Here is a 202-nt window from a genome sequence, read left to right on the forward strand (position 1 = left end):
TGACGATGCGACCAGTATGCTTGGCTATGTCTCTGACAAAATGTCGATGGTGGATTCCGGTATTTCCGCCGCCGCACGGCTAATGCAGGGTGATATCTCCGTTCTACTCCCGCCGCCATCTTCAGGTAAAGGCTTTGTTGACCAGTTGCAGAAAATGTGGCGTTCGGGGAATCGGCTCGCTGGTAATGCCAGCGACCTGTAC

At 54.0% G+C, this 202-nt stretch carries 1 pseudogene; it reads left to right on the forward strand.

Annotation, left to right across the window (positions count from 1 at the left end):
* Positions 1-202 (forward strand): annotated as a pseudogene (locus FDX22_RS29930) (DNA circularization protein); the annotation flags it as partial.

The sequence above is a fragment of the Citrobacter sp. TBCS-14 genome (assembly GCF_005280805.1).
Taxonomy (GTDB): Bacteria; Pseudomonadota; Gammaproteobacteria; order Enterobacterales; family Enterobacteriaceae; genus Citrobacter; species Citrobacter gillenii.